The organism is Microcoleus sp. A2-C3 (assembly GCF_036706065.1).
In the GTDB taxonomy this organism is placed as follows: Bacteria; Cyanobacteriota; Cyanobacteriia; order Cyanobacteriales; family Microcoleaceae; genus Microcoleus.
This window is the reverse complement of the sequence record NZ_JAUBVX010000032.1, coordinates 1-14,522: the sequence shown is the minus strand read 5'-3', so window position 1 is coordinate 14,522 and position 14,522 is coordinate 1. Positions and strand designations below refer to the sequence as shown.

The following is a 14,522-nucleotide window of genomic DNA, read 5'->3' as shown; positions in this document are numbered from 1 at the left end:
CACCCTACGGCTCAAATCCCAAATCCCAAATCCCAAATCCCAAATCTTAAATCGAGAATCTCAAATCTTAAATGGTTTGACTCTTGTAACAATAGCTGCTTAGATTGAATTTGGTTGTGTTGAGGATGTCGAATATATGCGAGGAATCGGGCGTTTTTTGTCGATCGCAAACAAGATGGCGGCAGTAGCAGCCAGCATCGGACTGGTTCAAGTGTTAACCATCGCCAGTTCATTCTCCCAATCTAACCCGCGTTCCCTAGACGAACTCTACAAAACTCGCGATCGACTTGTCACCCAATTAGAACAACCCGCCTCACCCTCCCCAGAACCAACGCTTCTCTCCCGGCTAGTTCCCATCACCGCCAATCCTCAAGCACAACTGATACAGCAGTTGCAAGCGGTGGAAGTCCAAATATTAGTAGAACAGAGAGCTAACGACAACTTACAGCAAGCAGTCCGTTTAGCCAACCAAGCCGTAGAAACGGGACGAAAGGAAAATCAGTCGATCGCATCTTCGCAACAAACTCAATTTTTGTGGTACCAGGCCCTCAACAACTTACACGAAGTTCCGCAAAATTCATTTTTAGCTCCCCTCACAGCCTCAAAAACTCAAGAATACCGGGAAAATTTCACCGCAGCCACCTCTCAAGTGCAGCAAGCAAAATCAGATTTTTTGGCCGAGTTGGCTCGCGAAAGCGGTTTATCTAGGCAAGCGTCGATCGGCATTTGCCACCTTTCTAGAGAATGCGTCAACCTGCGGGGCGATGTGCCACCTGCCAGCCCGGCCAGCTTAATAAAAGTGCCGATTGCTGTCGCCCTGATGCAAAAACTCGAACAAGAAAAAATTAGTCTGAACCATGAAGTATTCGTCGAGCGAGGCAATTTCACCGAAGACTCATCGACAAAGATTGTGTCCAATCGCAATTACCCGGTACAGCTACTGTTAGAAGAAATGATCGATCGCAGCAGCAACATCGCCACCAATCAACTGATCGATTATTTAGGTTCCGATTACATCAATCAATTCTTAGAAAATCGCGGCTATCAAGTCACCCGCGTCAACTTCAAATTGATGGGGGAAAAAACTATGCCCTCCAACCCCGGTTCCGGGCCCAACCGCTTGACTGCTAACGAACTCACCGAAATGATGGTGCAAATTTACAACGGCGAAACACCGGGTGCTAAACTGTTAGTAGAAACTCTCAACCAGCAGTACGATCGCGCTCTGGGATTTGCCGCCTTGAAAGGAACTAGGGCTCAGTGGTTGGGCGAAAAAACTGGCGAAAATTCCCTGGTGCTCGGCACAACATTAGCAATGAACATTGACGGCGAATCCTACGTGATGACTGTGATAGACAGCCGCACAAGTGGCGATCTACAAATCCGCCAGTCTATTGCTAAAATTGCCGATTATATCAGTAAGAATCCCAGCTTTTAAGAACTCCGGGGCTAGGTTCACCAAAATACGAATCTGGTTTAAGCATCAATCCTGGACAGGTTAGAAGCCCATCCCACAAATCCTGCTTTTGATTGCTATAGCAACCGCCAAGATGATTAGCTAAACAGACGGGAATCCCCACATTATATCGCTTCGATTAGTGTGGGATGAAAGACGCGGTGAGACTCCTGATTCCACCTGTCAACCAATTCAAAACTATGTTTTGACCGATGACGGGTGGATGACGAGGCGAACAAATTATTTTATTCGACTTTTTTCAATACACCTTTTTAACCATTTCTGTAGCCAGTTGAGATTGGGCAATAAAAGTTAATACTTAATAATAGAAGTTTCTTTGAATGTATAAATAAAATATTTATTCGCTTACTTGACATAAAGTAACGCATTCAAGTATATTAACAGTAATTGATAAATCGCGATTAAAATTACACATTCACCGCTTAAATGAGAACTTCTTACCAGTATCGATTACGTCCAACAAAATTACAAGCCATTGAGATTGACAGATGGCTGTCAATGTTATGTGCACAGTACAACTATTTGTTGGCAGATCGATTCAACTGGTACGAGCAAAATCGTTCATCCATTAATGCGTGTCCCCTAGTTTGCTACTTACCTGAACTGCGGGACAATCCCGATTACTACACCCAGAAAAAAACGTTACCTCAACTCAAAAAGACCCATCCTTGGTATGCCGAGATTTACTCTCAAGTCCTCCAAGATGCAGTTAAACGAGTTAAGGTAACGTTTGATCGTTTCCTCAAAGGTGATGGTAACGGAAAACGCAGCGGTAGACCAAGATTTAAACAACGCAGTCGTTACCGCACGTTCACCTATCCTCAAATTAAAGACGGCTGCTTGCAAAACAACTTAATTAACTTGCCCATGTTCGGAAAAGTTAAAGTTGTTTTGCACCGTTCGATACCTGATGGATTCAAAATCAAAACCGTCTCTATTACCAAGAAAGCTGACGGGTACTATGTCACTCTCAGTTTAGAAGATTCTACAGTCCCTGAAATTAAACCAGATTTTAATCCTCAAAAGATTGTTGGAATTGATGTTGGGCTGAAGGATTTCTTGACAACATCAGAAAACGAGACTGTGGCAATTCCTCAACATTACCGCAAAGCTCAAAAGCGCCTGCGAACTATTCAGAAGCGAGTCTCGCGTCGTAAAAAAGGCAGTAACCGCAGGCAAAAAGCAGTCAAACAACTGGGGAAATGTCACAAAAAAGTAGCAGACAAACGCAAAGATTTTCATTTTAAAACTGCCAATAATTTATTGAAAAAATATGACGTTGTTGCAGTTGAAGATTTGAATGTTAAAGGACTCGCTCGTACAAAACTAGCTAAATCTGTGTTGGACGCTGGGTGGTCAAGCTTTCTGTCGATTCTAACAAACAAAGCCGTAAATGCTGGTCTGTTGGTAATCCCAGTAAGTGCCTATAATACTTCACAAGATTGTTCTGGTTGTGGCGAAAAAGTACAAAAAAAGCTGCATGAAAGATGGCACGACTGCCCACATTGTAGATGTAGTCTTGACCGCGATCATAATGCTGCGATAAATATAAAAAATAGGGCGGTGGGTCATCCCGTCTTTAACGCTCAGTCAATGTCCGAAGCAATAGCTGGAGTCACTGAGAAGCCTACGCCATACTGTACTCAGTTGGCGTAGGAGTATGTCACGAAGTTCTACATTTTAATTGTTATATCTCAAAAAACAATCAAAGTATTGTGGAATGGGCTTCGAGCCGCGTTCCGAATCGGCAATTTAAAAGAGCAACAGCCGATCGAGAAGTTCCTTCTTCCCTCTTCCCTCTTCCCTCTTGCTTCTTCCCTCTTGCTTCTTCCTTCTTCCTTCTTCCTTCTTCCTTCTCTTAAACAATGCCGCATCAAAAACTTAGCGTTTCCGTCAAAGGCGAAGGATTTCCGATTCTCTGCTTGCATGGCCATCCCGGTTCCGGCGATTGTATGTCTGTCTTTACAGAACACTTATCACAACGGTTTCGGACGATCGCCCCAGACTTGCGTGGCTATGGCAACAGCCGCACCTCAAATCCCTTTGAAATGACCGACCACTTGCTTGATTTAGAAGCACTTTTAGACCGATTGGGAGTCGATCGCACTTTAGTCATCGGCTGGTCTTTGGGAGGGATTTTAGCCCTGGAATTAGCCATGAAATATCCCCAGCGAGTCACCGGTTTGATTATCTTGGCATCCGCCGCCAAACCGCGCGGAAGTCACCCGCCCATCTCTTGGCAAGATAATCTTTACACCGGTTTAGCCGGAATTATCAACTGGGCGATACCCGGTTGGCAGTGGAATATTGATACTTTTGGCAGGCGATCGCTCTTTCGCTACTTGATACAGCAGCATACAGCGACCCCTTACCGCTACTTAGCACGGGCAGCTACTCCCGCCTACCTCCAGACTTCCAGCGCCGCTACAAAGGCGTTAAATACCGCTCTCAGGGCCGGATACGATCGGTTGCTGCACCTCGGCGATATTCAATGTCCGTGCTTGGTGCTGGCCGGAGAGGGCGATCGACATATCACCTCAGCATCCAGTTTAGAGACAGCCCGCCACCTTAAAAACAGTCAATGGCAGTGCTATCCAAATACAGCCCACTTGTTTCCTTGGGAAATTCCCGATCGGGTAATCGCAGATATCGATCGTTGGATTGAGAATTTCCCTCAAGCCGCTAGCAATTGAGAGAGCCACATTGTGAGGAACCAAACATTTTAGATCCAAGTTCAATCTCCAGATTTACGATCTGTCAAGTAAATCTAAAATCTAAAATCTAAAATCCACTATCCGCTCTAAACAAGCAAAAGCCCTCCCTCACCAAACTTTCCCAAATCATCTGCAACAGTCAAACTAATAGGTTTGCAGCGATGAAGCGAAACACTAATACCTTCTGCACCTTCATTTTCTATGTCTTCTACATATCCTGCTTTTTCACCTTCCGCCTCTTGAGCAGTCAAGAAGGGGCCAAAATAGTAAATACACTGCGGCGCTGAAGTTTTAACTTCAACCCACCAAGCCAATCCGAAAAAGTTGAGTAAGCTAATCAAAAGTTCTTTCATGTGATTTTGCAATGTATTTTACGGTTTTTTCCAGAGTGCTGCGGGCAAGGCCTAGGCCTTCGTTATTTACACTTTGTTATACTGTGTTGCATTCTTTTTTTCAATCACCAAAGATGCAAGTTTGGGGGCCAGAAGCCCCCGGCTTTAGGATGTGGGGCTAATCACCGTTACGATCCGTGGACGTGAAACTTTTTGGGCCCGCGCTGGCGGTAAATTTCGTATAAAGCCATTCCCGTTGCTACCGAGACATTCAGGCTAGGAGTCTTTCCCCTTAAAGGAATTGAAACTAATCCATCACATCCGCGCTGTATCAAAAGGCTCAAACCGTCAGCTTCACCGCCCACAACTAAAACAGTGGGCCCGGAGAAGTTGATTGTCTCTACTGAATCACCTACGCCTGCGGCAGTGCCATAAATCCAGAATCCAGCCTCTTTCAATTCTTCCAGTGCCCGGTTAAGATTGACAACTCTTGCTACTGGGAGGTTTTCCAACGCGCCGGCTGCCACTTTTCTGACTGCCGAGGTAATCCCAACGGCCCGCCGCTGCGGAATCACCATGCCCTGAGCTCCCAATGCTTCTGCGGTGCGAACAATCGCCCCTAGATTGTGGGGGTCGTTGAGTCCTTCTGCTACCACAATTACGGGATCTGCGCAAGCAGCCTTAGCCTGTGCGATCAGTTCGCTCAAATCCAGGTATTCGTAAGCTGATACTTGGGCGGCTACGCCTTGGTGGTTTGCCTTGCGCGTGATGTAGTCGAGGCGCAAATCGTCAACTTCATCGATGATGCTGCCGTTGGCTTTGGCTTCGGTGAGTAAGCTGTGAAAGCGGGGATCGTAGCGAAGGTGGGGGACAACCCAAATTCGGTTCAGCACTTGGTCGCTTTCTAAAGCTGCTTGCACCGCATGGCGGCCATAAATCATGTCGTCTGTGTCTGCGTCTGGTTGCACGACGGTATTTGAGGCAGTGTCAACCGGGCGAGTGTCTCTGTCTTTGTCTCTGTCTCGGAAATGATTGCCCCGGAATTCTGGCGGGCTACTGTCTCTGTTTTTGTCTCTGTCTTTGTAAAAATTGCCCCGGGATTCCTGCGGGCTGCTGTCTCTGTTTCTGTCTCGGAAATTGTTGCGGGCTGGCTGTGGGCTGCCGTCTCTGTCTCGGAAATTGTTGCGGGCTGGCTGTGGGCTGCCGTCTCTGTCTCTGTCTCGGAAATTGTTGCGGGCTGGCTGTGGGCTGCTGTATCCGTCTCCGTCTCTGTCTTTGAAGTTATTTCTGCGGATGGACGGTTGGCTGTCGGAATCGACTCTCCGTTTGAAAATTGCTCGCACGGGCATTTCTCGGGATTGGGGGGAAAAGCTCGATCGCTTTTGAGGCGCGTCTACTTCGCGAGTGTCGGGACGGGGCTTGCGTTCAAAGCGGGGAAAGGACGGTTTTGAGTCCTGACGGCGGCCTTCGCTGCGGAATGGTTTGCTGTCGGAATTCGATCGCGAGGAGTTGGGTTTGGTAAATTTTCTCATTGGTTTCTTTTCGTCAAAACGTTTTGGCTGAAAGCTAATCGATTCTTGATTCTTGATTCTTGGTTGAGGGAGCAATCTTGGGGCTTAGAAAATTGAGCTTTTCGATTGAGGGAGCAAGGATTTTGCTGTGCTAAACTTGCTAATGATTGACTGATAAATCCTGTTTTCCTTCGCTATCTTTTTGCTGTTTTAGGTTAGCCACCGTGCAATAATTATTGATTAATCCGTGGGTTTTCCCAACTCTTAACTACTAAATACTTTCAGTCTCAAGTTGTAAAAGCGCCAGAACTTCGGTTAATCTTTCGGGATCGGTGAGGTACAAATATCCGATCAAAGTTTCTAAGCTGCTGGCTTGTTGGTAGATATCTGGATCTGCTCGCTTAGAACGACCCGATACGGCATTGCGGCCGCGCTTGACAATTGCTAATTCTGTACTGTTCAAGTAAGGAGAGATCGATCGCAAGTGACGCGCTTGAGTTTCGGCTCGTACTTGCCCCACCACCAATTCGTGATAAGCTTGCAATCTTCTGGGTGGCATTAAATACGAACTCCGAATGTAGAGTTCGTAAACTGCATCCCCCAAATATGCCCAGGCTGCGGGCGAAATCCTTTCTATTTCTGCTGGTGTAACCCTCGCAGGATGCACTCGATTTAAACTGATATCACTTAGACTCAGTTTTGGTTCGTCATCTGCGATCGGCAACATACTTTTTTAAATAAAACTTCGGCACAGCTTGGCTTTTCTAGACTTACTTATTTCGTCTTCTGCCACTTCATAAATTATAGCTTTCACACGAGTGTTCGCTGTGAGAGCTCGAAGCGGGATCTATCCACAAGCGAGCGGGACACTCGCACTCCTAAAAAACGCTTTTTACACTCATCTGGATGCTGACCTTCTTATAGCATTTTTCCGTGTGTTTACAACATATATTTTACGACCACTCCACATCCCTTAAAGTATCGGGGGAAATCGCAGCAAAACCTGTCGCAGATTCTGGGAAAATGGTTATTTTTTTAGCGGCAAAACAAAAATTTGCTATCCAGCGTTGATAACCGGATAGCGAATTAAATCCACTTTGCTACTCAAGCATCCTTGACGTTGATTACCGCCTCATCAACCGAAGGCTGCAAAGACAAAAATTTCTCTAAGCGAACCAGTTTAACAGTCTGAGTTACGCGGGCATTTGAGACAATTTGCAATGTCCCTTCCAAGGTTTGGGCTTTCTTGACAAGTTGCACAAGTGCGCCCAAACCGGAACTATCCACAAAGTCTATCTTAGACAAGTCCAAAATTATGTGTTTTGGGCCCTCGTCAATACATTTACTTAGTACCTTCCGAAAAGTGGCCTCAGAAAAAGCGTCCAGCAGGCCAGTCAGGCGAAATAACTGATAGTTATTCCTGACTTCGCGAGTGCCTCTGAGGCTAACGGTCAGGGTCAATGACTCAGAAATGACACCCTCCTAGCTAGATATGGCTTAAAGTCGAGGCTTCATTATAGGAGTTTTTTGGTTTTTTGTCTACTGTTTTTTGGTCAGCAGTCAGTTGTCAGTTGTCAGTTGTCGGTAGCCAGTTGTCGGTAGCCAGTTGTCGGTAGCCAGTTGTCGGTAGCCATCTGCACCAATATCCTCTGTTAACTACGGCTAAATTTTCGACACTTCGGCAAGCGGGCCAACTACCAACTACCAACTACCAACTGCCCACTGCCCACTGGCTAAGCTGGTACTTTCTGATTTTCTCGCATTGACTGGACGAATCGATCGAACAAATAGTCAGCGTCGTGGGGGCCGGGACTGGCTTCCGGGTGGTACTGGACTGAGAACATGGGCAGGGTTTTGTGCTTTAATCCGGCTACGGTGCGATCGTTCAAATTGAGGTGAGTAATTTCTACTTCCGGGACTAGGGAATCTGGGTCGATCGCAAAACCGTGATTTTGGCTAGTAATTTCTATTTGCTCAGTCAAACCCGCCGGATGATTCAATCCCCGGTGACCGAACTTCAGTTTAAAAGTTTCCGCACCCAAGGAAAGGCCCAGAATCTGGTGTCCCATACAGATACCGAACACAGGCTTGTCAGACTTCAACAAAGCTTTTGCAGTCGCGATCCCTTCCGTTACCGCCGAAGGATCTCCAGGCCCGTTGGACAGAAAAATGCCATCCGGGTTGTATTTGAGAATTGCCTCGGCTGACGTGTCGGCGGGTACAACAATTACCCGACAGCCGTAACTGGCCAAACGCCGCAGAATATTGCGCTTAATCCCAAAATCTAGCGCTACCACCGTCCACATTTCGCCGTTAGCAGGCTTGACTGTCGGACTGAACTCCCACACCGCATCTGTGGCTTCCGACCACTCGTAAACCTCGCGGGTGGTCACTTCTCGCACCAGATTCAGCCCGTCCATGTTGGGGGCATTTTGCACTTGCTCCAAAAGCTCCGCCTGGTCGAGAATTACGGTCGAAATGCCGCCGTTAATCGCTCCCACGGTGCGAATTTTGCGCGTCAGGGCGCGGGTGTCGATGCCGTAAATGCCGGGGATGTCGTACTGTTTTAGGTAGTCTTGCAGGGATTGTGAACAGCGCCAGTTACTGGGGCGACTACAGACGTTACGGGCGATCGCACCTCGAATTTGCGGCCGCGAAGATTCTTCATCTTCAAGATTTACCCCGGTATTACCCAATTCTGGATAAGTAAAAGTAACAATTTGACCGCAATAGCTCGGATCGGTCAAAACTTCTTGGTAGCCCGTCATTCCGGTGTTGAATACGACCTCGCCGACGACGGTGGCGTCAGCGCCAAAAGACCAGCCGCGGTAAGCAGTACCGTCAGCCAGGACTAGGAGAGCGGGTTGTGCAGTTGAAAGTGACATGGCATCCTTAATTACAGTCGTTTGGTTTAATTCTTACCACTGCCTGGGATTTGATGCTAGCCGGTAATATACAGATATTATTTTGATTTGTGCCAGCCGAGGGTAAAAAGTGCTGGTGACGGATTTCTGGACTATCTATACCAAAAGGCAGTTGTCGTTGTTACGATCGACCTAAACCCTTTTATCAAATTATGGCCTGCAAATCTCCCTTACCTTTACCCTCCAACTCAATCAAGCCTCTGCTGAACGCTCAAAACCTGCGGAAACCTATACTGGCTTTAACCGCGGTTATTTCTCTGAGCAGTTCAATTTTAGTTTACACCGCAGTCAACTCGTCGCGAGCGGCAGCTCAAGAAAGTGAGGGATGCTTCATGCGGAACTCCAGCGGCCAAACTGTCAGCTTGAGCAGATCAGTCTGCGGTTTTCTCCCTCAAGAATTAACTCCCGCTGCTTCGCCTGATGCCAAGTCGGGAGTGTTTCTGGTCAAAATTAAACGCCGAGAAGCTAATATCCCAGTCATAGAAGTCACGTTTAACGGCAAACAAAAGTTCGATATGATGGTAGATTCTGGAGCCAGCGGTACAGTAATTACACCAGCAATGGCTAAAGCCTTGGGCGTTGTTCCCCAGGGATCAGTGCAAGCAAAAACTCCTAACGGAGAGGCTACTTTTCCCCTCGGTCGCCTGACTTCTGTTGAAGCTGGAGGTCTGGCAATTAAAAATGTAGTTGTTGCTATCTCGCCAGCCCTAGATATCGGACTTTTGGGTCACGACTTTTTTGGCAATAAAGATGTGACTATTAAGCAAGATGTCATTGAATTTCGATCGCGATCATAAAGAGAAGTTCGGCAGCGGATGCAATTCAGTTGACAGTTGACAGTTGACAGTTGACAGTCAACTGTCAACTGAATGAACGAACCTTTTTACTCACCGCAAAAACTCAACCAACTGCTGCAATTTCAACCAAGATTCGCCACTCGATAAAATGTCCTTAGCGAGAGAAACTCCTGCCGCGTGGGAACCAATAGGAATTGCACCTCCCACTTGAAAAGCCAAAGACGCATTCAAAGCTACAACATCCATTTGTGCTGCTGTACCTTTGCCTTGCAAAACATTCCGCAAAATCTCGGCGTTTTCCTCAACATTTCCACCTTTCAATGAGCCGATCGCACTTGGCGTCAATCCTACCTGTTCCGGGTGCAAAGTAGTCAGTTCAACTTCGCCGCCTGACAAAACCGCCAAATCAGTCACATCACCCAAACCCGCCTCATCCAACTTTTCTCGGCCGTGAACGACTATCGCCAAGTCAGTCCCCAACTCGCCCAAAGCTTGGGCAATAGTTGATACCAGACTAGGATCGAACACTCCGATTATCTGCCCTGTAGGGCGCAGAGGATTGACGAGCGGCCCTAAAAGGTTAAAAACAGTCCGTACCTTCAAAGTGCGCCGGAGCGACGCTACAGCCTTAAGTGCGGGATGCCAACCGGGAGCAAATAAAAAGGTGATGCCTACTTCGTCTACAGCGGCTTTTACCTTCGCAGGATCGGCGTTGAGGTTGACTCCGAGTGCTTCGAGCACGTCAGCAGAACCGACTTTGCTGGATGCCGATCGATTTCCGTGTTTTCCGACTCTAACTTTGCCTGCCGCGGCAACAAAAGCTACAGCGGTGGAAATGTTAAACGTGGACGCACCATCGCCGCCGGTGCCACAAGTATCAATTAATTTGAGATGGGAAATGGGAGATTGGCGATCGAAAACGCTCTGGGACTCACCTGTCAGCGACTGAGAGTGCAATACCTGAGCCATTCCTGCTAATTCTTGGGCAGAGATGCCTTTGGCTTGGAGGCCTGCTAAAATCGCGCCGGAAAGCACCGGGGGTATGGCTTCTGCTAGCCATCCCTGCATTAAGTCGGCGGCTTGGGGGCGTGAGAGAGATTGTCTGTCTAATAGTTGTTGCAGCAGGGCTGGCCACAGAGGATTCTCCTCTGTCAGGGTTGAAGCTGCGGATGTATCTGGTGCAAGTACGGGAGAATAAGTCATTTATTAGTTTTAGTCGAATTTAGCCCGATCGAGCTTGGTGGCCAAACCGAGAATCGATCGGGATTTTACCAGAGTTGCTGGCGACATTTTACGCCCCCCACCCAGATTTCTGCACAAATGCCACCACCGCTACAGAAATTTTCCGCCCGAAGCTACCGAATATGAATTTTTTGATACAACAATTGCCCTCTTATTGTGGCAACTTTACAAATAGAAACCCCAGATGATACAACTGCTAGCAGTCCGCTGTATTATCTGTCCGCAAAAATAATTAATAGTAACTGCTTTTGATAAAAGCGTGACTTGCCGGTAATTCACAGCATCCTTCTGCTTAATTAACGGCTCAAATTTGACAGGTGGTAGACCAAAAATATTAAACTCAAACACAAGACCAGGGTATTGAAACGTGGGAAATCAAAAATTAGAAAATAAAGCGATAGAATGCCTGAATGTCGCGGAGGCACTACACCAAATGGAAGCAAAATATTACAGTATGTTTGAAAATGCTGTATCAGGCATTTTCCAAACAACCCAAGAGGGTCGCTACATCAGCGCTAACCCAGCTTTGGCTCGCATCTACGGATATAATTCCGCCGCAGAATTGATGGGCAGTCTGACTGATATCAGCGATCAGCTTTACGTCAATCCCGATCGGCGCGATCAGTTTATTTCTGCTTTGCAATCACAAGGCATCGTATCAGATTTTGAGTCGCAGATTTATCGCCGAGACGGCACAATAATTTGGATCGCTGAAAATGCGCGGGCTGTCTGCGATGCAGGGGGGAAATTGCTCTACTATGAAGGCTTTGTGGAAGATATCACCCAGCGCAAGAACGCAGAAGCTGGACTGCGCTCAAGTGAAGAACGCCTGCGCATGGTAATTGAAGGTGTTAAAGATTATGCTATATTCATGTTAGATACTAAGGGATATGTAGCGAGCTGGAATTCTGGAGCCAAAAGAATTTTGGGGTATGAAGCCAGCGCAATAGTCGGCAAAAAATCTGAGTGCTTTTATACGCCTGAAGATATTGCAATTGGCCAACCCCAAGAAAAATTAATCACAGCTAGGGAAACAGGTAGATATCAAAGTGAAGGGTGGCGCTTGGGCCAAGACGGCTCCCGATTTTGGGCGAAGATTATTGTTACTCCTTTGCGCAATGAAAGCGGAGAGTTGCAGGGCTTTTCTCAAGTAATGCAGGACATTACTCAGCAAAAGCGGGCTGGAGAAGAAAAAATGCAGTTGATTGCTTCTTTGCAAGCATCAGAAAGAAAGTTTCGCACTCTGTACGAATCGACTACAGATGCGGTAATGCTGCTCGATGAACAGGGTTTTTTGGATTGCAATCCGGCAACTTTAGAGTTATTTGGATGCAGCAATGAAGCGGAGTTTTGCGGTAAGCATCCTTCGGAATTTAGCCCGCTGTTGCAACCGGAGGGACAAGACTCTACGAGTCTGTCTCAAGAGCGAATTAATACGGCTATGGCAACAGGAAATTGCCGTTTTGATTGGCTGCACCGCCGTTTGGACGGTTCCCAGTTTCCGGCGGAAGTGCTGCTAACTTCTATGGATATCGGCGGCAAAATGGGCCTGCAAGCTGTGGTGCGCGATATCACTTATCGGGTGCAGGCCCAGGAGACTTTGAAGCAGGCTAACGAGGTGTTGGAATACCGGGTTAAAGAGCGGACAAGTCAGTTGGAAGCAGCTATTAAAAAGTTGCGTTTGTCGGAGGAAAAGTTTTCTAAGGCTTTTCGATCGAGTCCCGATCCGATGACTATTACTACTTTTGCTGAGGGTCGTTTTATTGAAGCTAATGATAGCTTTTTGTCGATAACTGGTTACAGTTTAGAAGAAATTACCGGCGATACAGTACCGGGATTAAATATTTGGGTAAGGTCTCAAGATCGACTTGATTTTAGGCAATTGCTAGAAGCACAGGGTGTTGTTCGCAACCAGGAATGCGAATTTCGGGTGAAGTCGGGATCGGTGGTGGTGTGTTTGGTGTCAGCCGAATTGATTAATTTGGAGGGGGAACTCTGTGTGCTGGTGGTGATGACGGATATTACCGATCGCAAACACGCAGAAGAAGCCCTACGGGAAAGCCAGCGGGCCTTATCCACGCTGATGAGCAATTTGCCGGGGATGGCCTATCGTTTTCGCAATGATGCCGATCGCAGTATGGAGTTTGTCAGCGAAGGTTGCTATCAAATATCCGGCTATTCTCCCGAAGAATTTATCGGTACCAGGCAAGTTTCTCTCTCGGAATTGACACACCCAGACGATCGCGAAATCTTCTGTAATGCCGTGGAAGTTGCCCTGAAAGAAAATCGACCCTATCAGTTAAATTACCGAATTACTGCTAAAAACGGCGAATTAAAATGGGTTTGGGAGCAAGGTTTGGGAGTGTTTTCCGACTCAGGACAATTGATCGCTTTGGAAGGGTTAATTACTGATATTTCCGACCAAAAACGCAGCGAAGAAGCTTTGCTGCGATCGCAAACAGAGTTAACCCAACAAAAACTTCAGCTTGAACATACTTTGCACGAATTGCAACAAACTCAAGCAGTATTAATTCACACTGAAAAAATGTCTACCCTCGGTCAAATGGTAGCCGGTGTTGCTCACGAAATTAACAATCCCGTTAGCAGCGTCTGTGGCAATCTCGTCCACGTCGGCCACTATACGGAAGATTTGCTGAATTTACTCGATATGTACCAGCAATACTGCCCGCAGCCACCAGTATCAATTCAAGATAAAATTGAGGATATCGAGCTAGAGTTTCTGTTAGAAGATTTGCCGAAAGCGATGTCTTCGATGCAGATTGGAGCCGATCGCATTCGGGAAATTGTGCGCTCACTCAGAAATTTCTCTCGCAAAGACGATTCTCAAATGAGCAAGGTTAATCTACACGAAGGCATTGAAGGGACGCTACTAATCCTGCAAAGCCGGTTGAGGGCGCACGGCAACTATCCCGAAATTGCGGTGATTAAGGACTATGGAAATTTGCCTTTGGTTGAATGCTATTCGGGTAAAATCAATCAGGTGTTTATGAATTTGATCGGAAATGCGATCGATGCGATCGAGGAATACAACGCACGACGATCCATTGCCGAAGCCAAAGCTAACCGCAGCAAAATTAAAATTAGGACAGAATACCAAAACTCCAAGGCTATCATTCGGATTTCTGATAACGGCCCCGGTATGCCAGAAGAAGTTTGCCAGCAGTTATTCGAGGCTTTTTTCACCACCAAACCCGCCGACAAAGGTACTGGTTTAGGCCTGTCAATTTCCTACAAAGTGCTCCAAGAGCACGGCGGAATGCTGAGTTGCGTCTCTGCACCGGGCCACGGAGCCGAATTTATCATGGAAATGCCGATCGAACAAATTAGTCAGTTGACAGTTGACAGTTAACAGTTAACATTAGTCATTAGTCATTAGTCATTAGTCATTAGTCATTGGTTATTAGTCATTGGTTATTAGTCATTGGTTATTAGTCATTAGTCATTAGTCATTAGTCATTAGTCATTAGTCATTAGTCATTAGTCATTAGTCATTAGTCATTAGTC

At 46.8% G+C, this 14,522-nt stretch carries 12 protein-coding genes; 5 read left to right on the top strand and 7 right to left on the bottom strand.

Features of this window, described 5'->3' with window-relative positions; all coding sequences use genetic code 11:
* Positions 1 to 136 precede the first annotated feature (136 nt).
* Both QUB66_RS18205 and QUB66_RS18200 read left to right on the top strand, forming a co-directional pair.
* Complete coding sequence (locus QUB66_RS18205; protein WP_332969028.1) at positions 137 to 1,438, top strand: serine hydrolase; 1,302 nt, start codon at positions 137 to 139, stop codon at positions 1,436 to 1,438.
* A gap of 465 nt (positions 1,439 to 1,903) precedes the next feature.
* Positions 1,904 to 3,133, top strand: coding sequence for an RNA-guided endonuclease InsQ/TnpB family protein (locus tag QUB66_RS18200; RefSeq protein WP_332969027.1), 1,230 nt, complete (start codon positions 1,904 to 1,906; stop codon positions 3,131 to 3,133).
* Positions 3,134 to 3,171: 38 nt separating this feature from the next.
* Here the strand turns inward: QUB66_RS18200 and QUB66_RS18195 are convergent, their stop codons facing one another.
* On the bottom strand, positions 3,172 to 3,405 hold the full coding sequence (locus QUB66_RS18195) for a hypothetical protein (RefSeq protein ID WP_265239671.1): 234 nt from the start codon (positions 3,403 to 3,405) through the stop codon (positions 3,172 to 3,174).
* Here QUB66_RS18195 and QUB66_RS18190 point away from each other — a divergent pair.
* The gene (locus QUB66_RS18190; RefSeq protein ID WP_332969026.1) at positions 3,343 to 4,170 is read left to right on the top strand and encodes an alpha/beta fold hydrolase; all 828 of its coding nucleotides are present in this window, start codon (positions 3,343 to 3,345) and stop codon (positions 4,168 to 4,170) included. The genes QUB66_RS18195 and QUB66_RS18190 overlap by 63 nt on opposite strands.
* Before the next feature lie 107 nt (positions 4,171 to 4,277).
* Here the strand turns inward: QUB66_RS18190 and QUB66_RS18185 are convergent, their stop codons facing one another.
* From QUB66_RS18185 to carA, 5 genes are all read right to left on the bottom strand, one after another.
* The gene (locus tag QUB66_RS18185; protein WP_265239630.1) at positions 4,278 to 4,544 is read right to left on the bottom strand and encodes a DUF1816 domain-containing protein; all 267 of its coding nucleotides are present in this window, start codon (positions 4,542 to 4,544) and stop codon (positions 4,278 to 4,280) included.
* A gap of 167 nt (positions 4,545 to 4,711) precedes the next feature.
* Positions 4,712 to 6,055, bottom strand: coding sequence for a 23S rRNA (guanosine(2251)-2'-O)-methyltransferase RlmB (rlmB, locus tag QUB66_RS18180; RefSeq protein WP_332969025.1), 1,344 nt, complete (start codon positions 6,053 to 6,055; stop codon positions 4,712 to 4,714).
* Positions 6,056 to 6,305: 250 nt separating this feature from the next.
* Positions 6,306 to 6,761, bottom strand: a complete 456-nt coding sequence (locus QUB66_RS18175) for a Mini-ribonuclease 3 (RefSeq protein ID WP_265239632.1) — start codon at positions 6,759 to 6,761, stop codon at positions 6,306 to 6,308.
* Positions 6,762 to 7,138: 377 nt separating this feature from the next.
* Entirely contained in the window at positions 7,139 to 7,495 is a 357-nt protein-coding gene (locus QUB66_RS18170) for an STAS domain-containing protein (protein ID WP_265239633.1), read from the bottom strand.
* Positions 7,496 to 7,767: 272 nt separating this feature from the next.
* Positions 7,768 to 8,919, bottom strand: a complete 1,152-nt coding sequence (gene carA, locus QUB66_RS18165; RefSeq protein WP_265239634.1) for a glutamine-hydrolyzing carbamoyl-phosphate synthase small subunit — start codon at positions 8,917 to 8,919, stop codon at positions 7,768 to 7,770.
* 191 nt (positions 8,920 to 9,110) lie between these two features.
* Here carA and QUB66_RS18160 point away from each other — a divergent pair, with 191 nt between their 5' ends.
* Positions 9,111 to 9,755, top strand: coding sequence for a retropepsin-like aspartic protease family protein (locus QUB66_RS18160; protein WP_265239635.1), 645 nt, complete (start codon positions 9,111 to 9,113; stop codon positions 9,753 to 9,755).
* A gap of 90 nt (positions 9,756 to 9,845) precedes the next feature.
* On the opposite strand, the gene trpD is transcribed toward QUB66_RS18160, so the two are convergent.
* On the bottom strand, positions 9,846 to 10,958 hold the full coding sequence (gene trpD, locus QUB66_RS18155; protein WP_265239636.1) for an anthranilate phosphoribosyltransferase: 1,113 nt from the start codon (positions 10,956 to 10,958) through the stop codon (positions 9,846 to 9,848).
* Between the two features lie 472 nt (positions 10,959 to 11,430).
* On the opposite strand from trpD, the gene QUB66_RS18150 reads away from it, so the two are divergent.
* Complete coding sequence (locus QUB66_RS18150; RefSeq protein ID WP_332969024.1) at positions 11,431 to 14,367, top strand: PAS domain-containing sensor histidine kinase; 2,937 nt, start codon at positions 11,431 to 11,433, stop codon at positions 14,365 to 14,367.
* Positions 14,368 to 14,522 lie beyond the last annotated feature (155 nt).